Origin of the sequence: Paraburkholderia phenoliruptrix, assembly GCF_019511605.1 — a bacterium.
Classification (GTDB): domain Bacteria; phylum Pseudomonadota; class Gammaproteobacteria; order Burkholderiales; family Burkholderiaceae; genus Paraburkholderia; species Paraburkholderia phenoliruptrix_A.
Genome location: NZ_JAEUAV010000025.1, coordinates 13,709 through 39,060, shown reverse-complemented (window position 1 = coordinate 39,060; position 25,352 = coordinate 13,709). Strand labels below are relative to the sequence as shown.

Below are 25,352 nucleotides of genomic sequence, written 5' to 3'. Positions count from 1 at the left end.
CCTGTCAGGCCGCTCTACACTCTGCATGCTGCTGCCGCGGACTGAATCGGACACGCCAGCGCCTCATTGCACCGAAGCCAACATGCCGACTAGCGAACACAAATACTCCATCGACGACCTGATCGCCGCACTCCTGCGCGATCAGGGGATACATCACGGACACTGGGCGTTAAACGTCGAGTTTTCCGCTACGGGCGCTGCCGTCAAACCGCAGGACCAGCCCACGCGCACGCTGCCCGGTCTGATCGTGTCCGTGAACAGTGCCACGCTGGCGGCCGCCGACCCATCGGCACAAGGGGCCGTCGACGCAGCGGTCGTCAATCCGCGCAAAACTGCGGTGGCGAGGCGGCGCGCTTCGAACCGCAAACCCGCGCCGCCCACGCTTCAATAGGCGCAAGAGCCGCCGACATGCCGGGCCGCCCGGGCGCAAGAAACGGGGACGTTGTCATGTTGCAACGCAATATGGCTGTATCCCGGGTTTTCAAGCGCTTTTTCAAGGTTATGTTGCATTGCACTAGCTTTCGCCTAGGGAAAACCCTATAATGCTTCTTAAGGGAAAACCCTAGCAATTGCAGCAACTAACCGGGAGTCGCCATGAGCTTCATCTTTGCATTGTTCCAAAAGGTCAGCGACCTCTTTGCGTCGCCCCACCTGCCGCTGGACACGGACTACTCGTACGCGGCGCGTGCCCGCGAAGCCGAACGTCAGCGCAAGGCGCAAGCTACGCTGTTCGGCATCAAGCTGACCGACTGATAGCCAGCGGTCCAACCGGCGCGCTAGAACCGCCGGGTGCGCACGAAAAGTGCGCGTGCATCAATTCAAGCCACTGCCCGCGAGAGCGTGCGGTGGCTTTTGTTTGTGCGGCGCTAGGCCGGGCTTCTGCCGCTCGCTTGGGCCTATCAATAATTTCCCGTCCGAAATGGATGTAACGGCGGCTGACAGGATCCCGCTGCGACACACCCGCGTCCAATCCGGCAAGCCTTGATGGGCGGGAGTTCTGAGAGAAAACCCGGTTCCGCTATCCGTCCCTCTCTTTGAAATGCACGCTTACAAGTGCTCACGTCTTCGTGCGGTTTCGGTCGTTAAAGTGGTTTCCAGACGCGCCGCACAGTGTGCAGGCCCTGAAGTCCGGGCTCTACCGCGCGGCGTCGACGTGATTCAACTTTGATGGGAGAGAACCATGAAAACTTTCAACAAGACATCGCGGACCGTTCTCGCAGCATTGCTGGCCGGCGGCGCCATGCTGGCTGCAGGCGGCGCATCCGCTCAGGAACGTGTAATCGTCGACCACGGCCCGGCGCCGGTTGTTTATGGCGAGCCGCATCTGATGCCGGTGGGCGTGTCGATCGACATCGGCTGGCACGGCGACCGTTATTACGACGGCCACCGCTACTGGAACCATGACGAGTGGATGCGCCATCATCCGCACGACTACGATCCGCGTCATCATGGCCGCGACGAACATCGTCCGCCTCCGCGCTACTGATCCGCGTGACCCCGCGCCGCTTCACGCGGCGCGAATCCGCAAAGCCGGCTTTTCCGCGAGGAGGGCCGGCTTTGCCGCATTTGGCATAGCGTCTGCGCGGGCTGCGCTATGCTTGAATGCTTTACGCGATCTGAGAAAGGGAGTGTCGTGAGCGAGGCAGACAAGGCAGTTAGCACAGCAAGCACAGCGAGCGCAGGCAATGCGGTGATAGGCGTGGTGGGCACCGGCCTGATGGGCGTGGGCATCGCGACGCAAAGCGCATTGCACGGCTTTCGTACGGTAGTCCACGACGTCGACCCGGCGCGCCTCGCGAGCGTCGCGCCGAAAGCGCAAGCGGTGCTCGACGAACTGATCGACGCCGGCCGCATCGGCCCCGAGGCAAAGCAGGCGGCGCTCGCGCGCATCGAGACGCATGCCGACCTCGAAGTCATGCGCGCGGCTGATTTCGTGATCGAAGCCATTCCCGAGGTGCTCGAACTGAAGCACCGCCTGTACGAAAAGCTGACCGCGCTGCTCGCCGATCACGCCATTCTCGCCAGCAACACGAGCGGCTTTACTCCCGATCAGCTCGCCGCGCCGTTGCGAGCCAAAGAGCGCTTTGTCATCGCGCATTTCTGGAACCCGCCGCACATGATTCCGCTTGTGGAAGTGGTGCCTGGAAGCGCGACCGCGTCCGACGTCACCGCACAAACCGCCGCGTTGATGACCGCGATCGGCATGGAACCGGTAGTCCTGACCAAGGCCATCCCGGGGTTTGTCGGCAACCGTCTGCAGTTTGCGGTATTGCGTGAGGCGCTGAACATCGTGCGCTCGGGCGCGGCGACGCCGGAGGTGGTGGACCGCGTGATGAAGGCGTCGCTCGGGCGCCGCTGGGGAATCGTCGGTCCGCTGGAAGCGGCGGACATGGGCGGCCTCGATACTTTCCTCGATATCTCCACGCATCTGATGCCCGAACTCGCAAAAGACGAAGACGTGCTCGACCTGCTGCGCGAGCAGGTTGACGCCGGGCGTGTCGGCGTGCGCAGCGGGGCCGGGTTTTATGACTGGGACGACGTGCATCTCGCGCAGGTGAGCGAAGGGCGCAAGCGGGTCATTGGGCGAGGGTAGAACCCACGCCGCGCCGGACTCTGCGGTATAACTGCCCGTTATTCTTTCCTTTCCCCTAGCGAATGTCTCATTACTTCTACGATCCCGCCGCCGGCCACAATCTGCCGCACGATCCCTTCAAGGCAATCGTCGCGCCGCGTCTGATTGGATGGATTGCTTCGCGCGACACCCAAGGCACGCTCAATCTCGCGCCTTACAGCTTTTTCGGCGCATTCGCGACCTTTCCGCCGATCATCGGTTTTTGCAGCGAAGGGCGCAAAGACAGCGTGTCCAACATCGAGGCCACCGGCGAATTCGTCTGGAATCTCGCGACCAAACCCCTTGCCGAGCAGATGAACCGCTCGTCGGCGCCGGTCGCGCCGCATGTGGACGAATTCGAACTGGCGGGGCTCACGCCCGCGCCTGGGCGCAACGTGCGGGTGCCGCACGTTGCCGAGTCGCCGGCCGCGCTCGAATGCAAGCTGCTGCAGGTGGTCCGCCTGCACGATCTGGACGGCAAGCCGATGGACAACTATCTGTCGCTGGGTCAGGTGGTGGGCGTGCACATCAACGAGGCGTATCTCAAGGACGGCCTTTTTGATACTCACGCGGCGCAGCCGATCATGCGCGCAGGTTACCGAGCGGATTACGCGGAAATCGGCGCGATGTTCCAGATGTTCCGGCCGACCGCCTAGGGCATGGGCGCGGCGCGAAGCGGCGCGGTCCAGGCACGCGCAAACCGCGCCGGGAGATAGCCGGCAGCGCCAGCCGGCGCACGCTTTCTGAGCGCGGGCCGGACCTGCTCAAGGCCGCTAGCAAGTCCGCTCGCAAGTCCGGCCGTCACCCGCCTTCACGGCCTTCACCGCCGCTCGTTTTCCAGCTTGAACACGCTGACCACTTGCGCGAGACGCGCGGCGTGATCGCGCAGTTCGGCGGCGGCCTCTTCGGCCTGGCTGACAATCGTCGCATTCTGCTGCGTCGCTTCGCCAATTTGTGTGACGGCGAGGTTGACCTGCTCGATGCCGCCCGACTGCTCGCGCGACGCGACGCTGATTTCCGCCATGATCGCGCGTACCTGGCCGACCTGCTGGACGATGCCCTGCATCGTGCTGCTGGCCTGCTCGGCGATCTGGAAACCGCTTTGCACGGTCGTCGTCGATTCGGCTATCAGCCCTTCAATCTCCTTCACCGAAGCCGCGCTGCGCTGCGCGAGCGCGCGCACTTCGGAGGCGACGACCGCAAAGCCTTTGCCGTGCTCGCCCGCGCGCGCTGCCTCGACGGCCGCGTTGAGCGCGAGAATGTTGGTCTGGAATGCGATGCCTTCAATGACACTCGTGATCTCGGCGATTTTCTGCGACGAGCGGCTGATGTCGCCCATTGTCGACACCACACGTTCCACCGCGCGACCGCCTTCGAGCGCCGCGTCGGCCGCGCGCGTAACGAGCGTATTCGCCTGCGTCGCGTGATCGGCATTCTGCTGCACCGTGGACGTGATCTGCTCCATGCTCGCCGCGGTTTCTTCCAGGCTGCTCGCCTGGGTCGCGATGCGCGAGGCGATGTGGCCGCTGCCCGTGGCGATTTTCTCGGTGCCTTCGGACATATCGGTCGACGCGCTGCGCACTTGCGAAACAATGCGCGCGAGACCTTCGCCGATGCCGTCTATCGAACGCATCAGCCGGCCGATCTCGTCGCCGCGCCGGCTTGCGCTGGCAGCGACGCGCACGCTCAGGTCGCCCGACGCAAAGCGCTCCGACGCCTTGACGGCTTCTTCGAGCGGCCGGCTGACGAGGCGGCGGACCGCGAACAGGAACACCACCGCAAACACGCCGACCAGCACGAAGCCCGCAACAAGAAAACGATTGCGCGTCGCGTTGACTTCTGCCATCACTTCGTCGCGCGGCGCGACTCCGCCCACCAGCCATTGCCACTCGGGCACGGTGACGAACGAAACGAATTTGTCGCGCGCGCCTTGCTCGCCGAGCGTGGTGTCGGCGGAACTGTATTCGAGCCGGCCTTGCTTCATGTCGAGCATCTGCTGATACGGCGCGTTCGCATTGTCCGCGGCCTGGCCGGCGGCGGCCGGATGGACGATCAGCTTGCCGCGATCCGCGCCTTTCGACGCGTTCACCACAAAGTAATAGCCGCTATCGCCGATCTTCAGGTTGCGGATGCCGTCCTGTACCTGCTGGATTTCCTGGTCGACGTTCACGCCGACAAAGAGCGCGCCGATCACGCGGCCGCTTGCGTCCGTCACCGGGCGGTATTGCGTGATCCAACGTTTGCCGAACAGCGCAGCAAGCCCGGTGTACGTCTTGTTGGCGACGAGAAGTGCATACGCCGGTCCGTTGCGATCGAGCAGCGTGCCGATGGCGCGCGAACCGTCCTGTTTTTTCAGTGATGTCGTGACGCGCACGAAGTCGTCGCCGGTACGGGCGAAGATGGTCGCCACCGCACCGCTGCGTTCCAGAAACTGGTCGGGAATACTGAAATCCATGTTCAGTACCTTGTCGCCGGCTTTGAACACGGGCGTGGCCACGCCGTTCACGTCGATTTTCTGCGTTTCGTCGAGCGTATAGGTGCTCGGCAGGAAGCTCGCGAACAGCGAGGTCGAGCGGTCGACTTCGGCGGAGAGCGCCTTATCGAACAGCGTGATCATTTCGGCGATGGAGCGGTCTTTTTCTGCGATGCGTTCGAGCACCTGGTCGCTGACCTGCTTGCCGGCGCTGCGTGTCAGCGCCCACGTGAAGGAGGCGAAGATCAACGCCACCAGCACGCATGACAGTACGGCGAGCCGGGCGCCGACGCTGGCACGGCGTAAAGAGAGAAGTTCCATGGGCGTGTGTGGAGTGAGAGGGACTAAGCATGCCGGGTGCGCAGGCACTTTCCGGCATCGTGGCTTGTTTACGGCCGCTGGTAACGGTTCCTTTAGCAAGCTTAAGCATTCGTGGTGTTGCGGCGCCCTTCCCACGCCCAGCGGCGCCGCAGCGGTGCTTCTAGCGTCTTGGCAGCGTCTTAGCGCTTTGCCTTCCACGTGCGCAGCAGTAACGCGTTCGTCACCACGCTCACGCTTGAGAACGCCATGGCGGCGCCTGCCAGCATCGGATTGAGCAGCCCGAACGCCGCGAGCGGAATGCCGACCAGGTTGTAGACGAAGGCCCAGAACAGATTCTGCTGGATCTTGCGCCAGGTTTTGCGCGAAATGTCGATCGCGTCGGCCACCAGCGCCGGGTCGCCGCGCATCAGCGTGATGCCGGCTGCATGCATGGCGACGTCGGTTCCGGTGGCCATGGCAATGCCGATGTCCGCGGCGGCGAGCGCGGGCGCGTCGTTGATGCCGTCGCCCGCCATCGCCACAATGCCCGCGCTGCTGATCTTCAGGTCGCGGATCACGCGAGCCTTGTCTTCCGGCAGCACTTGCGCGTGATATTCGTCTATGCCGAGCGCACGCGCGACGCTCGCCGCGCTGCCGCGATTGTCGCCGGTCACAAGCACGCTCTTCACGCCCATTGCCGAAAGGCGGGCGACGGCGGCGCGCGCGCTCGGCTTCGCGGTGTCGCCGAACGCCATCAGCGCGAGCGCGGCGGGCGTCGACGCATTGCGTTGCATGAGCCAGGACACGGTATTGCCCGCCGCCTCGAGTTCGCGAGCCCGCGCTGCGATTTGCGGCGACAGTTCAATGCCCAGCTCTTCGAGCCAGCGCGTGCTGCCGAGCGCCAGCGTGCGGCCTTCGACTTGCGCTTCGACACCGCGGCCAGCCACGGCGCGCGCGGCGCTGGCGGTGAGCGAGCGCGCTTTGCCCGCCGCCTCGTACGCGTTGACGACGGCCCGTGCGAGCGGATGGTCGCTCTGGCGCTGCACGGCGGCCGCCAGAGCGAGCGCCTCGTCGCGGTTCATGTCGCCGACCGGTTCGAACGCCGTCATCGAAGGTTGGCCGACGGTCAGCGTGCCGGTCTTGTCGAATGCCACGATAGTCACGCGATGAGCGGTTTCGAGCGCTTCGGCGTCCTTGATCAGCACGCCGTGCCGCGCCGCGACGCCGGTCCCGGCCATGATCGCGGCCGGCGTGGCCAGCCCGAGCGCGCACGGGCAGGCAATCACCAGCACGGCGACCGCGTTGAGAATCGCGGTTTCGCCGCCGGCGCCCGCCAGCAGCCAGCCGATCAGTGTGAGCGCCGCAATCGCCAGAATCGCCGGCACGAAAGTTTCGCTGACGCGGTCGACCAGCCGCTGGATCGGCGCTTTCTCGGCTTGCGCGCTTTCCACGAGGCGAATGATCCGCGCGAGCGTCGTTTCCGCGCCTATCGCGGTGGTGGTCACGGCAATCGCACCCTCGCCGTTGATGGAGCCGGCGGTCACCGCATCGCCCACCTGCTTCGCCACCGGCAGGCTTTCGCCGGTAATCAGCGACTCGTCGATGTGAGTGCGGCCCTCGAGCACCGCGCCGTCCACCGGAACGCGCTCGCCCGGACGCACGACGACCACCGTGCCGAGTTGCACCTGCGCGAGCGGCACCTCACGCTCGCCCGCGCCGGCGCGGATTCGCGCGCGGTCTGGCCGGAGCGCCTGGAGCGCGCGGATCGCGTCGGTGGTCTGGCGCTTCGCGCGCGCCTCGAGCCATTTACCGAAACGCACGAGCGTGATGACCACCGCCGACGCTTCGAAATACAGGTGCATGGTGTCGTTCGGGTGGCTCGCGAGCTGATAGACGCTGATGCCATACGCCGCCGACGTGCCGAGCGCCACCAGCAGGTCCATGTTGCCCGCGCGGGCGCGGACTGCGCGGTAAGCCGCTCGGTAAAAGCGCGCGCCGAACACGAATTGCACGACCGACGCGAGGCCGAACTGCAGCCACGCCGGAAGCATTGCGTGCGCGCCGAACCATTCGGCCGTCATCGGCACGATAAGCGGCAGCGTCAGCAGCGCGCAGAGCAGCACGGCCGCCAGTTCGCGGCGCGTTGCATTGCGTTTGCGCTCGGCTGCGCTGGGCGCGCTCGCGGTGGCAGCGGCGGGCGCGCCGGAATTGGCGTCCAGAGGCGCGTCGGCGTCGGCCTCGGCGTCTGGCATCGGCGCGAGCTCCGGCGCGGCGACCGGCGCCGCTTCGTAGCCGGCTTTCCTGACGGCGGCGATCAGCGCGTCCGCGCTGGTTGCGGCATCGGTCAAATTGACGGTTGCTGTTTCGGTCGCCAGATTGACAGATGCCGCGGCGACGCCCGGCACCTTCGCCAGTGCTTTTTCGACGCGCATCGCGCACGACGCGCAAGTCATCCCGCCGATCTCGAGTTCGGCGGTGCGGGCCGGGGCCGGATTCGCGCCGGTGGGGCGCGCAGCAGTGGCAAGTTCAGTCATGATGGCAATGGCTCGTGGCGGCATGGGCCGCGTAATGGACCCGGTAGAACCCAGTATCGACCCTCCCATGATGGGAAGGTCAAGGGGCTGTGTTCGTCGCCCGGCGCCTTTGCTGCAACATGCTATTCACGCCTTTGCGCTTGCCTGGGGAGCGCGGATACGATACAACGCGATGTTGTCGGCGATGCGACGCAATCGGGCCGCGCTGGGTTTGGGAGACCGCGCGAGCACCGTTGCGCCGCGCCGGCGTCTCCCTTTGGACAGCACGTTCCGCCCTCTGAACGAATGATAAAAAATCGCCGAGCAGTGTTTACGAATTACTGGACCTGCGCATCGCTCGCAGGCCTCGCATTCCTGGCTGGTTGCGCCTCGACGCCGTCCACGACGCAAAAGTCCACCGGCTGGATCAAGGACGAAGTCGCCGATTCCTATGTATTCGGCTATCCACTGGTGCTGATGGGCGTCGCGCGTGACGCGGCGGTCGGCACCGAGCCCGGCCGTGCGCCGCTCAACACGCTGCGCCACGCGCAGGCGCTGCCGCCCATCGGCGCGGCCAACCCCATGCTGCCGAGCCTCGACACGCTCGACTCCACCGGCTGGCTGGATGTAGGCAGCGAACCCGTGATCGTTGCGCTGCCCGATTCGCGTGGCCGCTATGTGGACGCCCGCGTTCTCGATATGTGGACAAACGTGGTCTGGTCGACGGCGGATCAATTCACGACTCGCGCGAACGGCATCAAGGCGCAGGCTATTGCGTTCGTCGGACCTGGCTGGCAAGGCGACCTGCCGAAAAACGTCAAGCGCGTCGACGTGCCGACCCGCAACGCATGGGTGAGCGTGCGCATCCAGTCGAACGGCACGCGCGACCTGACCGCGGTGCGCAAGCTTCAGCGCGCGATTCGCGTCGCGCCGCTTTCGGTCTATGTGGGCGAGACGCGCTCGGCGTCGGTCGTGCCCGCCCGGAGTGCGGCGGATGCGGCGGCTGGCGCGGTCGGCGCTGCAGGCACGCCTGCCGCGCAGGTCGCCGCGCTCGACGCGAACGGCTTCTTCAACCGGCTCGCGGAAGCGCTCGCCGACAACCCGCCGGCGCCGGCCGATCCCCATGCGCTCAAAATTCTCTCTGATCTCGGCGTGACGCCGGGCGAGCCTGTGAAGCTGCCGGGCGCGGCGGACGCGATCGCCGCCGGTCTCGCCGACGGTCACGAGCGCGTGGTCACTCCTCCGTCGAACCTGCTGACGGGCAATGGCTGGAGCTGGTTCGGCGACGGCGTGGGCAACTACGGCCCGGACTACGCGCTGCGCGCTTACGCCGCGTATGCGCAGCCGGGCATCGGCACGAAAGACGACGAAGTGCGCGCGGTCGTGACTCAGGACAGCGACGGCCATGCGCTGAACGGCGCGAATCGTTACGTGATTCACTTTGCGCCGAATCAGTTGCCGCCGGTGCGCGGCTTCTGGTCGATCACCGCGTATACGAAAGACGGCGCGCTCGGCGAAAGCGCACCGGCCCGTATCGCGGTGGGCGATCGCAACGGCGCGCGCCGCAATCGTGACGGTTCGCTCGACGTGACGGTCTCGTCCACGCGCAGCCGCAGCGGCAACTGGTTGCCGGCGCCGCGCGCCGATCTGCAACTGGTGCTTCGCTTATATGCGCCCAAGCCCCAGGCCACCGACGGCAGCTGGCAACCGCCTGCCGTCGTGCGTCAGTAAATCAGCGCGAGCAGTCGGCGTATGTCCGGCTACTGCGCAAATTTCGAAGCCCGGCCGCGCGAGTCCGTCAAACGATCGCAATAAGAACGCAATAAGGTCGCGACAGGATCGCGGGACCGCAATAAGAGACACGCGCGCGGCTGCGCCGCGCGTGTAATTGTGTAAGCACGGCTTACATTTCTATCCCCGGAAAGATTCACGACTTATACTGCCGCTTGCGGGATTTTCGTGTCGCGGCGGGCTTGCCGCCGCATCATCCAGAACCAGGCATGGCAAGCATCAACAAAGCATCAATCGCCTCTTCCATGCAGACCATGCGCGATCTCGCGCAGTCGCGCCGCACACGTCGCGTCATGACAGGTCTGCTGATCTTTATCGTACTGTTCGGTCTGCTAGGCTTTTTCGCGGCGCCGCCGCTGATTCGCCACGTCGCCGAACAACAACTGAGCAAACAACTCGACCGGCCGGCAAGCATTGGCCGCATTGCGCTCAATCCGTATACGCTGAAACTCGAGGCGGACCGCGTGCATATTGGCGAGCGCGGCGGCGCGGGCAATTTCGTGGATATTGAACGGCTTATCGTTCAGCCCTCATGGAGCTCGCTGTTTCGCGCGGCGCCGATTATCGACGAAATACAGCTTGATTCGCCGCGCTTTCATATTGTTCGCTACGACGCGCAGCGCTTTAATTTCACCGATCTGATCGAAAAATTTTCGAAGCAGCCGAGCGCGCCGGACAGCAAACCGACGCTTTTCTCGGTGTCCAACATTCGTCTCGAAAATGGCCAGATCACGTTCGACGACAAACTGCTTGGCGCAACGCATGTGATCGATCAATGGAAGCTCGGCATTCCGTTCATCGCCACGTTGCCCTCCAAAACCGATATCTTCGTCGAGCCGTTGCTGCGCGCGCGGATTGACGGCAGTCCGATCGCTATCGACGGAAAAACCAAACCGTTTGCCGCGTCGCGCGAATCCGAGGTGTCGTTGCGCTTCGAGGGGCTCGACGTGCCGCGCCTTATCTCGTATGTGCCCACCAGACTGCCGGTGATCGTGCAGGCCGGCAAACTCTCCACGGATCTCAAGCTCAACTTCGTGATGTCGAACGAAGCGCCTTCGCTGCGCGTCGCGGGCAGCGTCGATCTGAACGACGTCGACGTGCGCGATTCAACGAAGGCGCCGTTTTTTGCGGCCCGCACGGTGCACGTCGCGGCGCGCACGCTTGAGCCGCTGAAGAGCCTCTATCATTTCGACGACATTCGTATCGACGCGCCAAGCGCAAGCCTCGCGCGCGACAGGAACGGCGTACTGAGCGTCGAGCGGATGTTCGCGCCCGCGCCCGCGTCGGCACCTGCTGCGGCGAAGGCTGCGGCTGAAGCGGCAAGCGCGCCGGCAAATGCGTCAGCAAGCGCGCCGGCAGTTGCGTCGGCAGTTGCGCCGGTCACGTCCGCGTCGGTGCCTTCCGCCGCGTCGGCTCCGCAGGCTGCGCCTCAAAACGCAAAGGCCGCACCGCAAACCGCACCGCCGCTCGACCTGTCGATCAAACGCTTCGTACTCAACGACGGCACGGTGAACGTGCATGACGAAGCGGCTTCGCGTCCCGTCGACGCCGGCATGCAAAAGCTGGCGGTCACGCTCACCGATTTCTCGACGCTCGGCACAGCGCCCGCGCACTACACGCTCAACACCAGCTTCACGCGCAACGGCGGCTCGCTCGGCGCGGCGGGCGCGCTGAGCCTGGCCGCAAAAACCGCCAGCGCGAAGCTCGATATCAAGTCACTGAACCTGCCGCTGCTGCAGCCGTATCTCGACGCAGCAACGGCGGCGGACGTGACCGACGGTGCACTTTCCGCGACCGCCAATATCGGCGCGAACTGGTCGAAGTCGCCGGCTGCGGTCATGGTCGCGGATTCGCAGCTCGATCTGCAATCGCTGAAGCTGGCGCCGCGCGGCACCCGGCAACCGGTGATCTCGCTTGCGCAAGGCAGCGTGAAGGTCAGGCAAGTCGACGTGAACGCACGCACGGCAGACGTGGCGAGCGTCGACACGACGGGCCTCGCCGTCGATGTGCAACGCCTGAAGGACGGCAGCATCAATCTCGCTTCGCTCGCCGGCCCGCATCAAACCGAACCGCAACGCACGGCCATTCATGCGGCGAAGAAGGCGCAAGCCGAAGGTCCGGCGTGGCATTACAAGATCGGTGAGTTGAACGTGAAGGACGCCACGGCCAATTTCACCGACAACACCACGCCGCAGCCGGTCAAGCTCGGCATCGCGCCGCTGCAACTGAAAGTGCAGCAGATCAGCGACGACCTGAGCCGCCCGCTGCCCGTCGAACTGCAAGCCACGCTGAACAGGAAAGGCACGCTCGGCCTGAAGGGCGACGTCACCGCGACGCCGCTTAAGGTCGCGGTCAAAGTGAATGCGAACCGGCTGGACGCAGCCGCTTTCGAACCGTACTTCGGCAGCAAGCTGAATGCGACGATTGCAAGCGCGCTGCTCAACGGCAGCGGCGAGCTTGCGTTGAGCCAGGCAAAGTCGTTGAAGGCGGCCTATCGCGGCGACGTTGCACTCGTGGATGTCCGCATGCTCGACAAGGCAACTTCGGATCCCTTTGCAGGCTGGCGCTCGCTCGCGCTTTCCGGACTGAAGGCCGATTACGACGAGCGCGGCACGTCGGTGGACGCCGAGCGCGTGACCTTCAGCAGGTTCTACGGTCGCGTGCTGCTCGACGCGCAAGGCAAGCTCAATCTGAACGACGTGGTCGCGCACGAAAGCGGCGCGGCGCAGTCGCTCACGCGCGACAAGAACGCCAGACCCGGCGCGGAACCCGTGCCGCTGACGCCGCCGACGGCCTCTGCGGTGGTGGCGGCCTCGGCACCCGTGGTGGCGTCGGCGTCGGCTCCGGCGTCGTCCGCTGCGCCTGCGCAGCCCGCTACGGTGACCGCCGCGACGCCGCCGCAAAGTCCGGTGAAGCTGCACTTTGGCCAGCTGATCTTGCAGCAGGGCCGCGTGACTTATACCGACAACTTCATCAAGCCGAACTTCACCGCCAACCTGGTCGGCATTCAGGGCACTGTCGGCGCGTTCGGCACGCAGTCGACGACCTCGGCGCCCGTCGACATCGCTGCGAAGCTCGCGGCCAATGGTCCGCTGTCGATTCGCGGCAGCGTCAACCCGCTGATCGCAAAGCCCGCACTCGATCTGACCGCGACGGCCCACGACATCGAGCTGACCAATCTCACGCCGTATTCCGCGAAGTATGCGGGTTATCCGATCACCAAGGGCAAGCTGAACGTCGATCTTCACTACAAGCTGGAGAACGACCAACTGAACGCGGACAACCACCTGTTCATCGATCAGCTCACATTTGGCGATCACATCGAAAACGACACGGCGACCAAGCTGCCTGTGCGGCTCGCGATTTCGCTGCTGAAGAATTCGCGCGGCGAGATCGACGTCAATCTGCCGGTGTCCGGCTCGCTGTCGAACCCGGAGTTCAGCATCGGCGGGCTGATCTGGCATGCGGTGCTCAATCTGCTGCAAAAAGCCGTGACCGCGCCGTTCTCGCTGATCGCCAACGCGTTCGGCGGCAGCGGCGAGGAGTTGGGTTACGTGGAATTCGAACCGGGCCTGGCGCAATTGACCGACGCCGACACCAAAAAGCTCGACACGATCGTCACGGCGCTCAGTTCGAAGCCGTCCATCCGGATGGACCTGATCGGCCGCGTCGATCCCAAGGTGGACGAGCCCGCCTTGCGAGCGCTTTACGTGGATCGCCTCGTGAAGCAGCAGAAAATCAAGGACGTCGTGGGCAACGGCGAAAGCGTGGATCTGTCGGCTGTGAAAGTCGACGCAAACGAATACGACAAGTATTTGACGAAGGCCTATAAATCCGCGGACTTCAAGAAGCCGCGCAATTTTGTCGGCCTGACCAAGAGCCTGCCCGACGACGACATGAAGAGCGCGCTGGCCGCCAACGCACCCATCGACGAGGCGAGCCTGCGGCGGCTCGCGCAGCAGCGGGCGCAGAGCGTGCAGCAGTACCTGGAAGGCAAGATCGACAGCAGCCGCGTGTTTATCGTCGCGCCGAAGCTCGACGCCGACGGTATCAAGGATAAAGGCGCCACCACGCGGGTCGATTTCGGGCTCAAATGAGCGGCGTCGCCGCGCGGCGTTCGCAAGCCGCCGCCGCGCGCGTGGCGGCCGCGGTGTTCAGGCGGCGCGCGTCGGCTTTTTCAGGGCAGTTTGCTCGATGACGCGCGCGAGCGTGTCGAATGCGGGACCGATCCTGTCGTTCGGCACGCACGCATAGCCGAGCAGCAGTCCGCGTCGCGCGGGCGGATCGCAGCTGTAATAGCTCGCGAGCGGCCGCACGATGACGCCCGCGTCGAACGCGGCCGCTGTTACAGCGCGGTCGTCCGCATGGTCCGGCAGACCGAGCACCAGGTGCAAGCCGGCTTCGTCGCCCATGACCGGCAGTTCGCTGCCGAAACGTGCGGTAATCGCGTCGATCAGAATCTGCCGGCGCTCGCCGTACAACGCACGCATGCGCCGCACGTGCGAGGTGAGGTGGCCGTCCATGATGAAATCGGTCATCACGGCCTGCTGCATCAACTGCCCCTCGCGATACAGCTCGGCAATGCCCATGCGGAACGTGTCGACCAGATGCTCCGGCGCGATCATGTAACCCATGCGCAGGCCCGGAAAGAGCATCTTGCCGAGACTGCCCACATAAATGACCTGGCCGGCGTCGTCCAGTCCCTGGAGCGATGCGAGCGGCCTGCTGCCGTAGCGGAACTCGCTGTCGTAATCGTCCTCGATGATCCACACGTTGTGCTGGCGCGCGTATTCGAGCAGGGTGCGGCGCCGCGCGAGACTCATCACCATGCCGAGCGGATATTGGTGTGACGGCGTGACGAGCGCAAGGCGCGGTGGCTGCCGCAGATCTTCTTCGCGCGGGTTGAGGCCCTCGTCGTCGACCGGCACCGGCACGAGCGTAATACCCGACGACTGCAGCACGCTGCGCGCGCCCCAATAGCAAGGCTCCTCCACCCAGGCGCGATCGCCGACGTCGGTCAGCAGGCGCACTGCCAGATCGATGGATTGGTGAATACCCGTAGTGATGATGATCTGATCCGCCGTGCAATTCACCGAACGCGCGACGCGCAGATAGTCCGACAACGCGCGGCGCAGTGGACGGTAGCCGCCGCCGGGCGCATAGGTGAGCAGATCGGGGTTCGCTTCCTTCCAGAGGCGCGCTTGCAGGCGGCTCCACGTTCGCGCCGGAAATTCCGCGACATCGGGCACGCCCGGCATGAACGCGCCCCACTGTTTCGCGGATACGCCGGCTTGCCCGATCAGGCGCCGGCCGCGGCTGGACAGGTCGTTCAGGTCCCGCTTTGCCGGCTTGTCCTGCGCGTTCGCAGCCCCGACGGCCGCGACCGCCGGCTTTCTGCGCGCATTGACGGCAGCCTTGTCGGGCTGCGTGTCGGCCACATAAGTGCCGCTGCCGGTGGTCGACAGCACGTAGCCTTCGGCGGTCAACTGGTCGTACACATGCAGCACCGTATTGCGCGCGATGCCGAGATCTTCAGCCAGTGTGCGGGAGCTCGGCAGCTTGGTGCCGGGCGGCAGCTGGCCGGTCAGGATGGCCTGCTGCATGAGCCGCAAAGTCTGCCGGTAGAGCGGCTCTCCGGCCGCGCGATCGAGCCTGGCGGCGAGCCAATCCGACAAGATGATCGTGTCCAAGTGGTTCTATCCGGAATAATGAAATGGTTCCATATTGTAGAACCGTAACGGTCTATAGTGGGCCACGCAATTGATGCAAGCCCGCTGTGACGCAGCAGCAGCCGGCCCGACCGCAGAGGAGACTACGGCGATGAAAACGGATGAAGTGATCGTCAGCTTTCGAGGCGTGCGCAAGACGTACGACGGCGAAACGCTGGTCGTCAAACAACTGGATCTGGACATCTATCAGGGCGAATTCCTGACGCTGCTCGGGCCGTCGGGCTCCGGCAAGACCACCTGCCTGATGATGCTGGCGGGCTTCGAATTTCCCACCGGCGGCGAGATCTGGCTCGACGGCACGCTGCTCAATACCGTGCCGCCGCACAAGCGCAACATCGGCATGGTGTTTCAGAACTATGCGTTGTTTCCGCACCTCACCGTCGAGCAGAACGTCGCGTATCCGCTGACGGTGCGCAAGGTCTCCGCCGAAGAGCGCGCGCATCGCACGAACAACGCATTGAAGATGGTGCGCATGGAGAGCTTCGCGAAGCGTTATCCGGCGCAGCTCTCCGGCGGCCAGCAGCAGCGCATTGCGCTCGCGCGCGCGCTGGTGTTCGAGCCGAAGCTCGTGTTGATGGACGAGCCGCTCGGCGCGCTCGACAAGCAGTTGCGCGAACACATGCAGTACGAATTGAAGTCGCTGCACGAGAAGCTCGGCGTGACCTTTGTCTACGTCACGCACGATCAGGGCGAGGCGCTGACCATGTCCGACCGCGTTGCTGTATTCGACAAAGGCGTCGTGCAGCAGCTCGATACCGTGGACCGATTGTACGAGTCGCCGTGCAACGAGTTCGTTGCCAACTTCATCGGCGACAGCAACAAGCTGCGCGGCACGATTGCAAACGTGAACGGCGAGTACTGCGAGTTCCATCTCGCCGACGGCACGCGGCTGACCGGCCGCAATATCGGCGGTGCGCGGGCGGGCACGCCGGCCGTCGCCTGCATCCGACCCGAACGCATGAAGCTCGCGACGGGCGGCCAGCGCAACGGCGCTGTGCGGCCGGGCGCCAATGCGCTTGCCGGCGAAGCGCGCGGGCTCATCTATTTCGGCGACCACGTGCGGATGCGCTGCGGTTTGCCGCAGCAGGACGAGTGTTTCGTCAAGGTGCCGCTGGGTACCGACGCGCTCGAGTCTTTCGCGCCCGGCGCGCCTGTCGCACTGGAGTTCGCGCCGGAGCATCTGCGGGTATTCGCGGGGGCGTGAGCCCGCCAAACGCGCGCATGATTGCATGGAGCGGGGCAATCAGCAGCACATAACAAAGTCGCATGACTGAAGCTGGAAACCACCATTAAGGAGAGCAACTCACCATGAGCAAGATCGGGAAATCGCGCTGCGCTATCGCTGTCGGTGCTGTGGCGTTCGCGCTGGGCGCGGCGCAGGTCAACGCGGCCGAACTGACGGTCGTCAACTTCGGCGGCGCCAACGGGGACGCGCAAAAGGCGGCCTTCAACCAGCCGTTCGAGTCGCAGACCGGCAACAAGGTGACTGCTGTCGAATACAACGGCGAGCAGGCCAAGGTCAAGGCGATGGTGGAGGCCAAGCATGTGAACTGGGACGTGGTGGAAGTCGAGTCGGGCGACATTGGCCGCGGCTGCGACGAAGGGCTGTATGAAAAGCTCGACTGGTCGAAGATCGGCAAGAAGTCGGATCTGATTCCGGAAGCGCCGCAAACCTGTGGCGTGGGCTTCTTCGTGTGGTCGACGGCGCTCGCGTATAACGCCGACAAGCTGAAAACCGCACCGACCGGCTGGGCCGATTTCTGGGATGTGAAGAAGATTCCGGGCAAGCGTGCGATGCGCAAGGGCGCGCGCTACAACCTCGAGTTTGCGCTGATGGCCGACGGCGTCGCGCCGAAAGACGTGTACAAGGTGCTCGCGACGAAGGAAGGCCAGGATCGCGCGTTCAAGAAGCTCGACGAATTGAAGCCGAACATCCAGTGGTGGGAAGCCGGCGCGCAGCCGCCGCAGTTTCTCGTGGCGGGCGACGTGGTGATGTCGACGGCCTATAACGGCCGGATCGATGCCGCGCAGAAGGAAGGCAAGAACCTGAAGGTCGTGTGGAACGGCAGCATTTATGACCTCGATTACTGGGCAATTCCGAAGGGCTCGCCGAACAAGGCGCTGGCCGAGAAGTACATCGCCTATACGCTTTCGTCGAAGCCGCAGCAGGACTACGCGCACCACATCGCTTACGGCCCGGTGAACGTGGCGGCGATCAAGGGGCTCGACGCGAAGACGCTCGCAAATCTGCCGAACTCGCCGGCCAACGGCAAGAACGCGGTGCTGCAGAACCTGTCGTTCTGGACCGACCACGGCGACGAACTGGAGCAGCGTTTCTCGTCGTGGGCTTCGAAGTAAGCGATGCGATCACGCGCCGCACGGCGAAGCCGTGCGCGCGCGGTTGCGTGTGGCAAGGGATATTGCATGGGGCTGGAGTAACGCGCTGAAGCGCGAACTCCAGCCGACAGCTCTGCATGGAGATCAGGTGTGACTACGATGACGATCGCCGCCGATTCCACGCCGGAATCAACCGGCCGGCTCAAGCGCGAACTCAAGGCCGCGGAAGCGCGAAAGCGCGCCATGGCGCTGCTGCTGATCGCGCCGCTGGCAATTTTTCTGCTGCTGATCTTCGTCGTGCCGATCGGGGCGCTGTTGACCCGCGCCGCGCAGAATCCCGAGGTTGTGAACGCGCTGCCGCATACGCTGAGCGCGCTCAGCACCTGGGATCGCAAGACGCCGCCGCCCGACGCCGCCTACGCCGCGCTCGCCACCGACCTGACGGCGATTGCCGACAGCGACGGCATGGGTGCGCTCGCCCGCCGGCTCAACGTGGAAATTCCCGGTTATCGGTCGCTCGTCGCCAAGTCGGCGCGCGCCATGCCGTTCGTCGACGACAACAGCAAGCCGCTGCAACTGACGCCCGCGCAATTCCACGCGAAATTCGCCGAACTCGACGAGCGCTGGAACAACATCGCGTACTGGCAGGCCATCGCGAAAAACGGCAGTCCGTATTCGCCGTTCTATCTGCTCGCTTCGCTCGATCACAAGCAGGACGCGTTCGGCCACATCATTCCGACCGACCCCGACCAGCAGATCTACCTCGCCGTGTTCAGCCGCACCTTCGTGATCGGCGCGGCCGTCACGTTGTTCGCGCTGCTGCTCGGCTATCCGCTCGCCTACTGGATCTCGACGCTGCCGGAGCGGCGCGCGAACCTCGTCATGATTCTGGTGCTGATTCCGTTCTGGACCTCGATTCTCGTGCGCGTCGCCGCATGGATCGTGATTCTGCAAAGCGAAGGGCTCGTGAACAAGGCGCTGGTCGGCAGCGGCCTGCTGCACGATCCGCTTGCGCTGCTCTTTAACCGCACCGGCGTCTATATCTCGATGACGCATATTCTGCTGCCCTTCATGATCCTGCCGCTTTATAGCGTGATGAAGTCGATTCCGCCCACTTATCAGCGCGCGGCGGTTTCGCTCGGCAGTCATCCGTTTGCCGCGTTCTGGCGCGTGTACGTGCCGCAGACTTATCCCGGCATTGGCGCGGGCGCGTTGCTCGTGTTCATTCTCGCGATCGGCTACTACATTACGCCCGCATTGCTCGGCGGACCGAACGACCAGATGGTCAGCTATTACGTCGCGTACTTCACCAACGTGACGATCAACTGGGGCATGGCCTGCGCGCTCGGCGCGCTGCTGCTGGCCGCCACGCTCGTGCTGTACGTAATCTATGGGCGCTTCACGCGTTCATCGCTGAGCCTCGGCTGAACGGAGTCTGCCGCTATGAAACTTGCCAAGCCCCTGTTCGCGCCGCACACGTCGCTCGTCGAGCGCGTGTGGTACTTCGCGCTGCGCGCGCTTGCCGTGCTGACGCTGTTGTATCTGATCCTGCCCGTGCTGGCGATCGTGCCGCTGTCGTTCTCGTCGAGCACTTTTCTGGTGTATCCGATTCCAGGGTGGTCGCTGCGCTGGTATCAGAATCTGATTGCGTCTGATGAGTGGCGTATGGCGGCTAAGAATAGCTTCATCGTCGCGCCGTCCGCGACCGTGGTGGCCACCGTGCTCGGCACGCTGGCTGCCATCGGGCTCACCAAGGCGAACTTCCGCGGCAAGGGGCTGCTCATGGCGATCCTGATTTCGCCGATGATCGTGCCTGTCGTGGTGGTCGGCGTCGGCATGTATCTGTTCTTCGCGCCGCTCGGGCTGGCCAATACCTACATCGGGCTGATTCTTGCGCACGCGTCGCTTGGTGTGCCGTTTGTCGTGACGACCGTGGCGGCGACGTTGCAGGGCTTCAATTACAACCTCGTGCGCGCGAGTCTTTCGCTCGGCGCGAATCCGGTGAAAACGTTTTTCCGGATCACGCTGCCGGTGATCGCACCGGGTGTGATTTCCGGCGCGCTGTTCGCGTTTGCGACGTCGTTCGACGAAGTGGTGGTCACGCTCTTCCTGGCGGGCGCAGACCAGACGACGCTGCCGCGCCAGATGTTTACAGGCATTCGCGAGAATATCAGTCCGACTATTGCAGCGTTGGCCACGATCCTGATTGTGTTTTCGACGTGTCTGCTGCTCGCGCTCGAGTGGCTGCGCGGCCGAAATGCGGCGCGCGCAGTGAGGGCATAACGGCGAACCAGAAAATGTCGCGCACTTCATTGACGCAGGGCGACAATCAACAACTCTTTGCATCGTTCTAAGATTCATCCCATTCCGCAGGTCTCTGCGTCTCGTCATACTTTTATCCCTCGATAAAAAATGCGCGAGACGCAGACCGCTGATGAAGACCTCGCTAACCGTGCTTGTGTGCGCGCTGACACTTACAGCTTGCGCAGACCACGCCGCTCGTGCACGGCTCGGCATTCAAGACCCCACCCTGCTGACGTCCGGCCTGGGCGCCCCGCAAGACGAGGCGGCAGGCGCCGCCAACCCCCAATGGGTCAATACGTACGCCCCCGTCGCCAACACCGGCGCAGCGCTCAAGTCATTGCAGGCGCGCCTCGATCTCGTGCAACCGCAACAGAACGGCTACTTCCGCAGCAAGGCGCAATGCTGGATCGACGCCGGCCAGCAGGAACGGCAGGCGGGCGATCATTGGGGTTTCGTCGAAGAGGCAATCGGCCAGGCGGCGGTTATCACAAGCGGGCTTGAAAAAGGCGTGTCACTCTCCGCTGCCAACCCTGCTTTGCGCACTGTCTCGGTAGTGCGGCCCGATCTGTGGAAGATCGTCAATACCATCAAGTCCGATCCTGTCATCGCTTCGTGCCCCGAGGCGCAGCCGCCGCTCGCGTGTGCCGAGGTCGAGCTCATGCAAGCCGGCCACGATGCATGGATGCGCAGCTTCGCTCGTGCCGAGCAGCGTCTGCCCGACGTGCAGGAGAACTTGCGCAAATCGGCTGAAAGCGCGTTGCAATGCAAACACGCGGCGCTCGCGGCGCCAGCAGCAACCCCAGCCGCAGCGCCGCCCACCGTGTCGCGCACCATCGCGCTGCGCGCCGACCTGCTGTTCCGTTTCGACGGCGGCAACGATGCCGCGATGCTGCCCGCGGGCCGGCGCGAGCTTGACGAAGTGGCGCACAGCCTGAAGACAGTTACCGCGCTTCGCGAACTGGCGATCACCGGCTACACCGACCGTCTTGGCGAAAACGCACATAACCAGAGGCTGTCGCTGCAACGCGCACAAACGGTGGCGCGCTATCTGCGCGCTCACGGCGTCACCTCGCCCATCTCGGTGCACGGACTCGCCAGCGCGAAGCCGGTAACCGAATGCCGTCAAACCAGGCGCGATGAATTGGTGCGGTGTCTGGCGCCCAATCGCCGCGTTGAGATCCAGTTTGTCGTTGCCGCTTCCTGACGCGTGTTCGCTGCGCGCGCCAGCGCTCTCGGCGTCTGGACGACAACGGCCTAACGCTGCGCGAAGCTGGCGGCGAGCCACTGGAAATCTACGGTCGGCCTCAACCGGAAACGCAAGTTTTTTCAGGAGAAATGCAACACATGTCAACCATTCTGATTATCGACGACCACCCAGCGTTCCGGATGATTGTCAGGCTGCAGCTCATGCAACTGCTGAGTGTCGAAGAAGTGGTGGAGGCGGACAACGGCCAGACCGCGGTGGAGATGGCTCGCCAGTACAAGCCCGACCTGGCGATACTCGATCTCGACATTCCGCGCATCAGCGGCCTTGATGTGATTCCGCGCCTGAAGCTCGTGCACCCGCCCATTCGCGTAATGGTGCTCTCGGGCCACGACCCGGCCACGTTTGCGCCGCGCGCCATGCGTTCGGGCGTGCACGGCTTTGTCGGCAAGTCGCAGGAAATGAAGGAGATCATGCGCGGCGTGGAGGCTGTGCTTGCCGGCTACACGGTCTTTCCGGTGGGGCCCAACGGCGCGAGCATTGCGCCGGGCGTGGCATCGAGCGGTGAGGAAGGGCGCATCATGCTGCTTTCCGACAAGGAACTCGTGATTTTGCAGATGCTGTCGAAGGGCATGTCCAACAAGGCAATCGGCGACGCGCTGTTTATCAGCAACAAGACGGTAAGCAGCCACAAGACCCGCATCATGCACAAGCTGGGCGTAAAGTCGCTGGTCGAGTTGATCGATCTGGCGCGTCGTTGCCGCATTGCCTCGGCGTGACGAGCGAGGTACGCACAGCATGAAAGCCGCAATATCCTGCCCGGACTCCCGCCTGCTGCGGGACAATGCAGAGCAACTGGTCGGCGACGACGAGCGCGCCATCAAGCGCATGCTTGAGCTGATCGCCGAGACAAACCGAACCGGGCTCGCGTCGTTACAGGAGAGTTTCAAGGCCGGGTGCTGGGCCGAAGTGGCAAGCGCCGCACATCGCATGGCCGGGTCGGCCCGCATGCTGGGTCACGATGCGCTGATTGCTGCGTTGTCCGAACTAGAAATGGCGGGGCGTGAGCGGAATCGTGAGCTTGCAACGACGTTGATGCCGGTGGTTGCAGACGCGCTGATCCATCTCGATAAAGCGATCGAAGAAGCGGTGCGCCTGGATACTGGCGCAGGCGCGTAACGTCTGCTTTCCGGTCATCGTTCAGTTCCTGGACGGCGAACCTACCGCGAACAGACGCCCATTGCCGCCGTCGGCTATTTCAGCTCCCCACGCGCTCGCCGTTGAAGACGCTGCACTCCGATACCACCGGTAGCGCGCGATGACCCTCGGCACATAGCTCTGTGTTTCAGCATACGGCGGAATCTGGCCACCGTACTTTTGCACGGCTCCCTCGCCGGCGTTATAAGCGGCCAGCGCAAGCGGCAGTTCGCCGAACTGGCGCATCAGCTCTTTCAGATAGCGGGCGCCCGCAGCCACATTTTGACGGGCGTCGAACAAGTCTGACGCACCGTGCCGTGCGCCCGTGTCGGGCATCAATTGCATGAGGCCGGTTGCGCCTTTGGGCGACACCGCTTGCGGATTGCCTCTTGATTCGACGTCGATCACCGCCATCAGCAGCGCGCTGTCTAGCCCGGCCGCGCGCGCCGCCTCGTTGATGATCGGCCACAGCCCCATGACGCGCGCAGCGACCGACGCGGACGACTGCCGCAACGCGTCGCTCAATGATGCACGGCCAGCCTGGATCACGACGGATTGGCGAGCGTCGGCGTCGTCAGGCGGATAGGCCAGCACGGGCTGGGGACCGATTGCATCGTCATGCGCAGACGCGAGCGTACGCGGCGCGGCGCGAGCTGGCCGCGCGACCGGCTCCGCGGCGCCTGCCATTCCGCCCACCATCATCACTACGCCCGGCGCTGCTCGTAAGCCAGTCACGATTGCGTCCACGGCGTGAGCGCAAAGCGGCAGGTAAGCGCTGCACGCGGCGGCCACGACCAGCAGTAGCCGACGCGCCATCAATCTCCGACGCGGCATCAATCGCCCGTCGGATTCGGCGAGTCGCTCAGTGCCGACGCTCTCACCGGCGACTGCATGCGCACGATCGCTTCCGAATCCAGCGAGATCGGCCAGCGGCCTGTCTTGATGCCATCCGCGAGTTTGACTCTGCACAGCGAGTCGCTGTTCTTCGGAAAACCGTAGGGATCGATGTCGGGCCTCGCCGGCTCACGTGTCAGAATACCACCAGTGCCGATAGGGCCGATCACGTTGGCCGCGTAGTAGATCACTTTGTTCACGAGCGGCACATACATGTTGTAGCAGTAGTGAACATGTATTTTCAGAATATTGGCGTCCTGAACATTCATGCCCGACGCCGACGTGCTCGGTATCGAAGGGTCGCGATACATCAGCGAGTCGTTTGGAATCTCCGTGTAGGTCACCCCCTCATCGGGGTAGTAGCGTGGCCGCGCGTAGTCGCTGATCGCGGCCGGCGTCGGATTCAGGACGGTGATGACGGTGAAATTGCTTGCGTCGGCCTGCGCTTGCGCGAGCGCTGCCGCGGCGCCCTCGGCGCTTGCCTGCCGCGCATAGATGGGCGCGAGTCCGCGAGCAAGGCCCGAGCGCATTGCCTGCATCGAGCCGTGGTTGACGGCACCTTCGCGCGCGGCTTCCAGCACCGCCACGTCCAGTGTCGATTTCGCCTGATACAGCAGTACGAACTGCAGCGTGCCGAAACAGACGAACAGCAATAACGGCGCGATGACGATGAACTCCACCATCGACTGACCCGACTCTCTGCGCTTGCGTGTGCCGCGTGTCGCTGCGCGGGGCAGCGGCAATTTCCGTAACGGGAAAGAAAAAAGACTCACGACGTGGCCTCGAAAGTCAGACAATCGCCGACCGCGAGTCCGTGCTCAGCCGCTGCCCCGGCCGGCATTTCCAGGGTGTGGGCCGCGCGCAGGTTGAAAAGCGTGCGGCGCTTGCGCACATCGCGATGAATTGCGACGACGCGTTCGCGCCGGTCCAGAAACAGCACATCAATCTCAAAGCGCATGCCGAATGTGTGCACCGAGCCGCAGCGTTTGAGCAGCAGTGCTTCGCCTCGCGGCAGCGAGTCGCGGCCGAGCAGACCGCGCATGCGTTCCCACATGGTTTGTGCAATCGACACCTTGACGTTCGCGTCGCGCCCCTGAACTTTCAGACACGCGAGCTTCATAGGAATCCCTCTTGCACGAACTTCATTGCGATCGGGAATCCCAGCACGATGAAGGTGATCGGAAAAATAAACACGAGCAGCGGAAAGACCAGCTTGACCGGCGCTTCCATTGCTTTTTTCTCCGCCCGCTGGAAACGTTCGGAGCGGCGCTGCTCGGACTGAAAGCGCAGCGACTTCGCGAGCCCGGCGCCCATCCGCTCGGCCTGCACGACTGCGCCGACAAAATTCGTCACTTCCTTGATGCGCAGCCGGTCGTCCAGACGGCGCAAGGCTTCTGTCCGGTTGAGGCCCGATTTCAGGTCGCGCAGCACGTGCTCGAGTTCCCAGCGCAAAGGCCCGGCCGGACCTTTTTCCACTGCCTTCTGGATCGCGCCGTTAATGTTCAGACCGGCTTCGACGGCAAGTGTCAGAAAGTCGAGGTAGATAGACAGATGTTTGAGGATTTGCGCGACGCGGCGGCGCCGCACGTCGCGCGTCCAGATGCGTGGATAAAAGTAGCCAAGCAACGCGGCGCCGAGTAGTACCGGCACGAAGAAGACGCCGAGCGCGAGCATGGCCAGCAGCGCGAGGAGCGCAGCGATGACCGCGCCGATGACAGACAGCGCAATGAACTGATGCGCGTTCATCAGGAATGTCAACGAAGTGAGGCGCAATTGCAGCTCGGTCTTCGCGACCAGCTTGTTGCCGAAGCGCGAGCCGAAATGATGGACCACGAAATTGACGAGCGGCCACAAAGGGCGCAGCGACTTCGGCAGGGGGTCGAGATAGGTACGATCTTCCGGCGGCACTACGCCGGCGAGGCCGCTGATCGACCGGTACGCGATGCCCGCAATAACGAGCAGCCCGATACTGACAACGAGAGCGATGAATAGCAGCATG

The 25,352-nt window shown here is 64.1% G+C and carries 21 protein-coding genes; 14 read left to right on the top strand and 7 right to left on the bottom strand.

Annotated features, from left to right (window positions below; translation table 11 throughout):
- Positions 1-82: 82 nt before the first annotated feature.
- The 5 genes from JNB89_RS24885 (at position 83) to JNB89_RS24865 (ending at position 3,267) form a co-directional block, all read left to right on the top strand.
- Positions 83-391, top strand: coding sequence for a hypothetical protein (locus JNB89_RS24885; RefSeq protein ID WP_223216852.1), 309 nt, complete (start codon positions 83-85; stop codon positions 389-391).
- A 203-nt stretch (positions 392-594) separates the two neighbouring features.
- Complete coding sequence (locus JNB89_RS24880) at positions 595-753, top strand: hypothetical protein (RefSeq protein ID WP_013342108.1); 159 nt, start codon at positions 595-597, stop codon at positions 751-753.
- A 427-nt stretch (positions 754-1,180) separates the two neighbouring features.
- Positions 1,181-1,486 carry a hypothetical protein gene (locus tag JNB89_RS24875; RefSeq protein WP_013342107.1) on the top strand — a complete coding sequence of 102 codons (306 nt, stop codon included), beginning with the start codon at positions 1,181-1,183 and terminating at the stop codon, positions 1,484-1,486.
- 147 nt (positions 1,487-1,633) lie between these two features.
- The gene (locus JNB89_RS24870; RefSeq protein WP_220363962.1) at positions 1,634-2,593 is read left to right on the top strand and encodes a 3-hydroxyacyl-CoA dehydrogenase family protein; all 960 of its coding nucleotides are present in this window, start codon (positions 1,634-1,636) and stop codon (positions 2,591-2,593) included.
- A gap of 62 nt (positions 2,594-2,655) precedes the next feature.
- Complete coding sequence (locus JNB89_RS24865; RefSeq protein ID WP_013342105.1) at positions 2,656-3,267, top strand: flavin reductase family protein; 612 nt, start codon at positions 2,656-2,658, stop codon at positions 3,265-3,267.
- A gap of 164 nt (positions 3,268-3,431) precedes the next feature.
- On the opposite strand, the gene JNB89_RS24860 is transcribed toward JNB89_RS24865, so the two are convergent.
- Positions 3,432-5,405: a methyl-accepting chemotaxis protein gene (locus tag JNB89_RS24860; protein ID WP_135895155.1), complete on the bottom strand. Its 1,974-nt coding sequence runs from the start codon at positions 5,403-5,405 to the stop codon at positions 3,432-3,434.
- 179 nt (positions 5,406-5,584) lie between these two features.
- A complete protein-coding gene (locus JNB89_RS24855) occupies positions 5,585-7,942 on the bottom strand; it encodes a heavy metal translocating P-type ATPase (RefSeq protein WP_220363961.1) in 2,358 nt (785 codons plus the stop codon).
- Between the two features lie 261 nt (positions 7,943-8,203).
- On the opposite strand from JNB89_RS24855, the gene JNB89_RS24850 reads away from it, so the two are divergent.
- Together JNB89_RS24850 and JNB89_RS24845 are read left to right on the top strand one after the other, a co-directional pair.
- The gene (locus tag JNB89_RS24850; RefSeq protein WP_220363960.1) at positions 8,204-9,628 is read left to right on the top strand and encodes a DUF1254 domain-containing protein; all 1,425 of its coding nucleotides are present in this window, start codon (positions 8,204-8,206) and stop codon (positions 9,626-9,628) included.
- Between the two features lie 269 nt (positions 9,629-9,897).
- Positions 9,898-13,785, top strand: a complete 3,888-nt coding sequence (locus tag JNB89_RS24845) for a DUF748 domain-containing protein (protein ID WP_220363959.1) — start codon at positions 9,898-9,900, stop codon at positions 13,783-13,785.
- A 57-nt stretch (positions 13,786-13,842) separates the two neighbouring features.
- Here JNB89_RS24845 and JNB89_RS24840 read toward each other — a convergent pair whose 3' ends face one another.
- On the bottom strand, positions 13,843-15,378 hold the full coding sequence (locus JNB89_RS24840; protein ID WP_220363958.1) for a PLP-dependent aminotransferase family protein: 1,536 nt from the start codon (positions 15,376-15,378) through the stop codon (positions 13,843-13,845).
- 130 nt (positions 15,379-15,508) lie between these two features.
- Here JNB89_RS24840 and JNB89_RS24835 point away from each other — a divergent pair, with 130 nt between their 5' ends.
- From JNB89_RS24835 to JNB89_RS24805, 7 genes are all read left to right on the top strand, one after another.
- Complete coding sequence (locus JNB89_RS24835) at positions 15,509-16,621, top strand: ABC transporter ATP-binding protein (protein WP_013342099.1); 1,113 nt, start codon at positions 15,509-15,511, stop codon at positions 16,619-16,621.
- A 104-nt stretch (positions 16,622-16,725) separates the two neighbouring features.
- The gene (locus JNB89_RS24830; RefSeq protein WP_220363957.1) at positions 16,726-17,775 is read left to right on the top strand and encodes an ABC transporter substrate-binding protein; all 1,050 of its coding nucleotides are present in this window, start codon (positions 16,726-16,728) and stop codon (positions 17,773-17,775) included.
- Positions 17,776-17,904: 129 nt separating this feature from the next.
- Positions 17,905-19,182 carry an ABC transporter permease gene (locus JNB89_RS24825; RefSeq protein ID WP_135895160.1) on the top strand — a complete coding sequence of 426 codons (1,278 nt, stop codon included), beginning with the start codon at positions 17,905-17,907 and terminating at the stop codon, positions 19,180-19,182.
- 15 nt (positions 19,183-19,197) lie between these two features.
- Positions 19,198-20,037: an ABC transporter permease gene (locus tag JNB89_RS24820; RefSeq protein WP_013342096.1), complete on the top strand. Its 840-nt coding sequence runs from the start codon at positions 19,198-19,200 to the stop codon at positions 20,035-20,037.
- Positions 20,038-20,188: 151 nt separating this feature from the next.
- Positions 20,189-21,262, top strand: coding sequence for an OmpA family protein (locus JNB89_RS24815; protein WP_220363956.1), 1,074 nt, complete (start codon positions 20,189-20,191; stop codon positions 21,260-21,262).
- Positions 21,263-21,402: 140 nt separating this feature from the next.
- Positions 21,403-22,041 carry a response regulator transcription factor gene (locus JNB89_RS24810; protein ID WP_013342094.1) on the top strand — a complete coding sequence of 213 codons (639 nt, stop codon included), beginning with the start codon at positions 21,403-21,405 and terminating at the stop codon, positions 22,039-22,041.
- Between the two features lie 19 nt (positions 22,042-22,060).
- Positions 22,061-22,441 carry an Hpt domain-containing protein gene (locus tag JNB89_RS24805; RefSeq protein WP_220363955.1) on the top strand — a complete coding sequence of 127 codons (381 nt, stop codon included), beginning with the start codon at positions 22,061-22,063 and terminating at the stop codon, positions 22,439-22,441.
- Positions 22,442-22,462: 21 nt separating this feature from the next.
- Here JNB89_RS24805 and JNB89_RS24800 read toward each other — a convergent pair whose 3' ends face one another.
- The 4 genes from JNB89_RS24800 to JNB89_RS24785 form a co-directional block, all read right to left on the bottom strand.
- Positions 22,463-23,275 carry a lytic transglycosylase domain-containing protein gene (locus tag JNB89_RS24800; protein WP_223216850.1) on the bottom strand — a complete coding sequence of 271 codons (813 nt, stop codon included), beginning with the start codon at positions 23,273-23,275 and terminating at the stop codon, positions 22,463-22,465.
- A 17-nt stretch (positions 23,276-23,292) separates the two neighbouring features.
- On the bottom strand, positions 23,293-24,036 hold the full coding sequence (locus JNB89_RS24795; RefSeq protein WP_222859055.1) for a TadE family protein: 744 nt from the start codon (positions 24,034-24,036) through the stop codon (positions 23,293-23,295).
- Positions 24,037-24,122: 86 nt separating this feature from the next.
- Positions 24,123-24,473, bottom strand: coding sequence for a DUF192 domain-containing protein (locus tag JNB89_RS24790; protein WP_220363952.1), 351 nt, complete (start codon positions 24,471-24,473; stop codon positions 24,123-24,125).
- Entirely contained in the window at positions 24,470-25,351 is an 882-nt protein-coding gene (locus tag JNB89_RS24785; protein WP_220363951.1) for a type II secretion system F family protein, read from the bottom strand. The genes JNB89_RS24790 and JNB89_RS24785 overlap by 4 nt, the downstream gene beginning before the upstream one ends.
- Position 25,352 lies beyond the last annotated feature (1 nt).